Source organism: Variovorax sp. WDL1, from assembly GCF_001541225.1.
Classification (GTDB): Bacteria; Pseudomonadota; Gammaproteobacteria; order Burkholderiales; family Burkholderiaceae_C; genus Variovorax.
In genome coordinates, this window is record NZ_LMTS01000040.1 from 5,964 (window position 1) to 10,778 (window position 4,815).

Here is a 4,815-nt window from a genome sequence, read left to right on the forward strand (position 1 = left end):
TCGGAGAGACCAGCCTGATGTTCCTGGTGCATCCGACGTTGACCTCGGCAGAGATCGCCAGGACCTGCGCGGCGATCGACCATGTATTGCGCGAGGCGAGTGCCTGACCATGCGTACGACCGTGCTGCGTTCGGCATTCTGGGTGTGCGCGTTGGCGATCCTCGCGATGTCCCTCATGCCCCCCGTGCCCCAGATGCCCACCACCGGCTGGGACAAGAGCAACCACATGCTCGGCTTCGCCATGCTGATGGTGCTCGGCCGCTGGGCCTATCCCGGTCGCACGCTGCTCCTGGTGTGCGGCCTGCTGGGTTACGGCGCCCTGATCGAGCTGCTGCAATCGCTCACGCCCGACCGCTTTGCCGAGTGGGGGGATCTGCTGGCAGACGGGCTCGGCCTCTTCGCCGGCTGGGCTCTCGGCCAGGTGATGGCGTGGCTCCTCGCTCGGCGGGTAGTCTCGAGGTCCAGCGATGAATGAGCGCTCGAAGTTCCTGACAAGGGCCGCGGCCCCCTTGCTGGCGCTGCCTCGCACCGTCAAGCGAGCGCTGGTACTGGGCATCGACGCCGTCCTCTGCGTGTTCACGGTCTGGCTCGCACTGTCGCTGCGCTTCGATACCTGGGTCGTCCTGTCCAGCCGCGACCTGTGGACGGTGGGGGTCTCGCTGTCGCTGGCACTGCCGCTGTTCGTGAAGTTCGGCCTGTATCGCGCCATCTTCCGCTACAGCGGCTGGCCAGCGGTGGCGGCTGTCACGAAGGCAGTGGCGATCTACGCCGCGGCCTACGGGCTGGTGTTTGCGGCGATCGGCGTGCCGGGCGTGCCGCGCACCATCGGCCTGATCCAGCCGCTGCTGCTGCTGTTGGCAGTGAGCGCCTCGCGTCTTCTTGCCCGCGGCTGGCTGGGCGGGATCTCTATCAAGGGCTGCTGACCCGCAGGGAACTTCCCCGTGTGCTGATATACGGCGCCGGCGATGCCGGCCGCAAGCTCGCCCAGGCCCTGTCGGCAAGCAGCGAGCTGCGTTTGCTGGGCTTCCTCGACGACGACAAGCGCCTCCAAGGCGGCCTGATCCACGGCCTGCCGGTCCATGACCCCGCAACGCTGAAGGCGCAGGTGTCGGCGCTGCGCGTCAGCGAGATCTTCCTGGCGATCCCTTCGGTCTCGCGCCAGCGGCGCCACGAGATCCTGGAGCAGGTGCGGCAGGCCAGGGTATCGGTACGCACGCTGCCGGGCCTGATGGAGCTCGCCCAGGGGAAGGTCCAGGTGAGCGACCTGCGTGAACTGGACGTCGAAGACCTGCTGGGGCGCAACGCCGTCGCGCCCCATCCTCTCCTGCTCGGCAAGAACATTCGCGGCAAGGTGGTGCTGGTGACCGGGGCGGGCGGCTCCATCGGCAGCGAGCTGTGCCGCCAGATCGTCAAGGGCGATGCCGCGACGCTGCTTCTCGTGGAGCGCTCGGAGTTTGCGCTCTACACCATCCATGGCGAACTGCTGCAAGGACTCGAAGGCAGGGGCGGGGACGCGCCGCGGATCGTGCCCCTGCTCGCCTCCGTCGCGGATGCGCGCCGCATGCGCGAGATCATGGCGGCCTGGCATCCGCACACCGTCTACCACGCCGCGGCCTACAAGCACGTGCCGCTGGTGGAGCACAACCCGGCCGAGGGGGTTCGCAACAATGTTTTCGGCACGCTGATCACGGCAGGCGCAGCGGCCGCGCACGGCGTGCGCGATTTCGTGCTCATCAGCACCGACAAGGCAGTCAGGCCCACCAACATCATGGGCTGCAGCAAGCGCCTGGCCGAGATGGGGCTGCAGGCGCTGGCCGAGCAGGCTTCGCGCCGGCCCAACGGCACGCGCTTCTCGATGGTGCGCTTCGGCAATGTGCTGGACTCCTCGGGCTCCGTGGTGCCGCTGTTTCGACGGCAGATCCGCAATGGCGGCCCCATCACGCTGACGCACCTGGACATCACCCGCTACTTCATGACCATTCCGGAGGCGGCCCAATTGGTCATCCAGGCGGGTGCCATGGCGAATGGCGGCGAGGTGTTCGTGCTGGACATGGGCGAGCCGATCAGGATCGCGGACCTTGCCCGCCGCATGGTCGAGCTCTCGGGGATGACGGTGCGGGATGCCGACAACCCGGCCGGGGACGTCGAGATCCGGGTGGTCGGGTTGCGTCCCGGCGAGAAGCTCTACGAAGAGCTGCTGATCGGAGACAACCCGCTGCCCACGCCGCACCCCAGGATTCTGAAGGCGCGCGACGATTTCCTGACATGGGGGGCGCTGTCGCCGCAGCTGGAGCGGCTGAAGGCTGCCCTGGAGATCAACGACGCGCCTTCGATCCGGCAGCAGTTGCAGCAGATGGTGCTCGGCTACCGGCCGCGCGGCGAGGTGGTGGACTGGGTCCACCTCGAGCAGCGCGCCGAGCTCGCTGTCGTGGGTCTTTGAGCGGAGCGCGGGCGGCGCTCAGGCCAGCAACTTGTCCACGATCAGGTGCCAATGCACCGGGTCGACCGGCGTGATCGAGAGGCGGTTGCCCCGGCGCAGCACCACCATGTCGGCCAGCTCGGGCGTCGCGCGCATGTCGGCCAAGCCCAGCAGCCGGGTCTTGCGAAGCGCCTGCACGTCCAGCAGCAGCCAGCGTGGATGCTCGGGCTTCGATGCCGGATCGTAGTAGGGCGACTCAGGGTCGAATTGCGTCGGATCGGGCCGCGTGCCGGAGGCGACGCGCGCGATGCCCACGATGCCCGGCTGCGGGCAGCTCGAGTGGTAGAAGAGCACGCCGTCGTCGACCTGCATCTCGTTGCGCATGAGGTTGCGCGCTTGCCAGCCGCGCACGCCGGTCCAGGGCACGGTGGCGTCGGGTGCGGCCAGCGCATCGTCTATCGAGCAATCGTCGGGTTCGGACTTCATCAACCAGAACTTGGACATGGCGGCATCGGCTTCGCGGGATGGCAACAGCACGACGTTTTATCAGAACCCGGGAATGCGCAAATGGCCTGCGCCAGCACGATCTTCGTGATCACGCCATGATGCGCGACCATGGTGCCCTTCTCCATCCTCGACCTTTCACCGATCACCGAAGGCAGCGACGCCGCGCGGTCCTTTCGCAACTCCCTCGGCCTGGCGCAGCTCGGCGAGAAGCTGGGTTACCGGCGCTACTGGCTGGCCGAGCACCACGGCATGCCGGGCATCGCGAGCGCGGCCACGGCGGTGCTGCTGGCCTACATCGGCGCCGGTACCTCCACCATCCGCATCGGTGCCGGCGGCGTGATGCTGCCCAACCATTCTCCGCTGGTGATTGCCGAGCAGTTCGGCACGCTGGAGTCGCTGTACCCGGGCCGCATCGACCTCGGCCTCGGGCGGGCGCCGGGCTCGGACCAGCGCACCGCGCGAGCCTTGCGGCGCGACCTGCAATCCGATGCCGACCAGTTCCCCCAGGACGTGGTCGAGCTGATGGACTTCATGTCCAAGGAGCCACAGCAGGCGGTGCGCGCCGTGCCGGGCGCGGGGCTGGAAGTGCCGGTGTGGATCCTCGGCTCGAGCACCTTCGGCGCCCAGCTCGCGGCGCACCTGGGCCTGCCCTATGCGTTCGCATCGCATTTCGCGCCGCAGCAGCTGATGCAGGCCATTCGCATCTACCGCGATACCTTCAAGCCCTCCAGGCAGCTCGCCAAGCCCTATGTGATGCTGGGCTTCAACGTGTTCGTCGCCGAGACCGACGACGAGGCGGAATTCCGCGCGAGCTCCTGGCAGCAGGCCTTCGTCAACCTGCGCAGCGGCCGCCCCGGCCGCCTGCCGCCGCCGGTGGAAAACTATCGCGCGCGCATCGGGCCGGCCGAGAACGCGTTGCTCGATTCGGTGCTGTCCTGCGCGGCGGTGGGATCGAAGGAGACGGTGCGGGCGGGGGTGGAGGACTTCATCGAGCGCACCGGCGCGGACGAGCTGATGATCACCTCGCAGGTGTTCGACCACGAAGCGCGCTTGAAGTCCTACGAGATGCTCGCCGGGCTCCGGGATTGACTTCCTCTCCCGGGCGAGCGCGAGCAGTTCCCGGAGCAGGTCAGTTCAGCGCGGCTGCGCGCTTGGAGGCGACGGTCTTGCGCGGCGCCTTCGGCACATCAGTGCGCACCGCTTTCGCTGTCACCTTTTTCTTTGCCGCTGCCTTCGCTGCTGCCCGCTTCTTCGGGGAAGGCTTCGGCACAGCTGCAGCGGCCGGCGCAGCCACCAGCACGGCAGTGGGTGCAACCGCAGCCTGCGCATTCCCCACGATCAATCCGAACAGCTTCCTGTGCTCCGCCAGCACGTAGTCCCCGAGGTCTGCCACATCCGGCACCGCGCGGCGACACGCCGTGAGGCCGAACTCGAGCGCGCCGTTGTAGCTCTGCACCGTCATGTTCAGCGCCAGCCCGTGGCCAGGAATCGAAACCGGGAAGTAGGCCGCGACCTTGGCCCCCGCGAAATAGAGTGCAAAGGACGGCCCGGGCACGTTGGAGATCGCCACGTTGGCGACCGGCGGCAGCTTGTCGGCCAGGCCCGATCGGCCGTAGAGCGATGCCAGGCCCGACATCAGGGAGGGCACGCCCAGCGAGGGGAAGTCGGTCGGAATCGCGGCCTTGACGTTGCCGGTGAGCTTCTTGCCCTCGCTCGAAGATGCGTGGATGGCCGCCAGCCGCTCCAGCGGGTCGGCGATGTCCGTGGCCAGGCTCACCAGCATCACCGAGACCTGGTTGTTGAGGTCGGTGTTGCCCTCGCTGCGCAGCGACACGGGCACGCCCGCGATCAGCGGCTTGGCCGGCCTGCAGCCGTAGTCGGCCAGGTAG

Annotated in this window: 4 protein-coding genes and 1 pseudogene; 3 read left to right on the forward strand and 2 right to left on the reverse strand. The window is 68.1% G+C overall.

Annotation, left to right across the window (positions count from 1 at the left end; all coding sequences use genetic code 11):
- The first annotated feature begins 109 nt into the window (after nt 1-109).
- Complete coding sequence (locus APY03_RS07135; RefSeq protein WP_068675304.1) at nt 110-475, forward strand: VanZ family protein; 366 nt, start codon at nt 110-112, stop codon at nt 473-475.
- Nucleotides 468-2,440 (forward strand): annotated as a pseudogene (locus APY03_RS07140) (polysaccharide biosynthesis protein). The gene APY03_RS07135 and the pseudogene APY03_RS07140 overlap by 8 nt, the downstream one beginning before the upstream one ends.
- A gap of 18 nt (nt 2,441-2,458) precedes the next feature.
- On the opposite strand, the gene APY03_RS07145 reads toward APY03_RS07140, so the two are convergent.
- Entirely contained in the window at nt 2,459-2,923 is a 465-nt protein-coding gene (locus APY03_RS07145) for an EVE domain-containing protein (RefSeq protein ID WP_068675306.1), read from the reverse strand.
- A 111-nt stretch (nt 2,924-3,034) separates the two neighbouring features.
- Between APY03_RS07145 and APY03_RS07150 the strand changes: the two genes are divergently transcribed.
- Nucleotides 3,035-4,015 carry an LLM class flavin-dependent oxidoreductase gene (locus tag APY03_RS07150; protein ID WP_068675308.1) on the forward strand — a complete coding sequence of 327 codons (981 nt, stop codon included), beginning with the start codon at nt 3,035-3,037 and terminating at the stop codon, nt 4,013-4,015.
- Nucleotides 4,016-4,055: 40 nt separating this feature from the next.
- Here the strand turns inward: APY03_RS07150 and APY03_RS43385 are convergent.
- Nucleotides 4,056-4,815: WS/DGAT domain-containing protein (locus APY03_RS43385; protein ID WP_232324183.1), on the reverse strand; the 760-nt coding region annotated here is incomplete at its 5' end.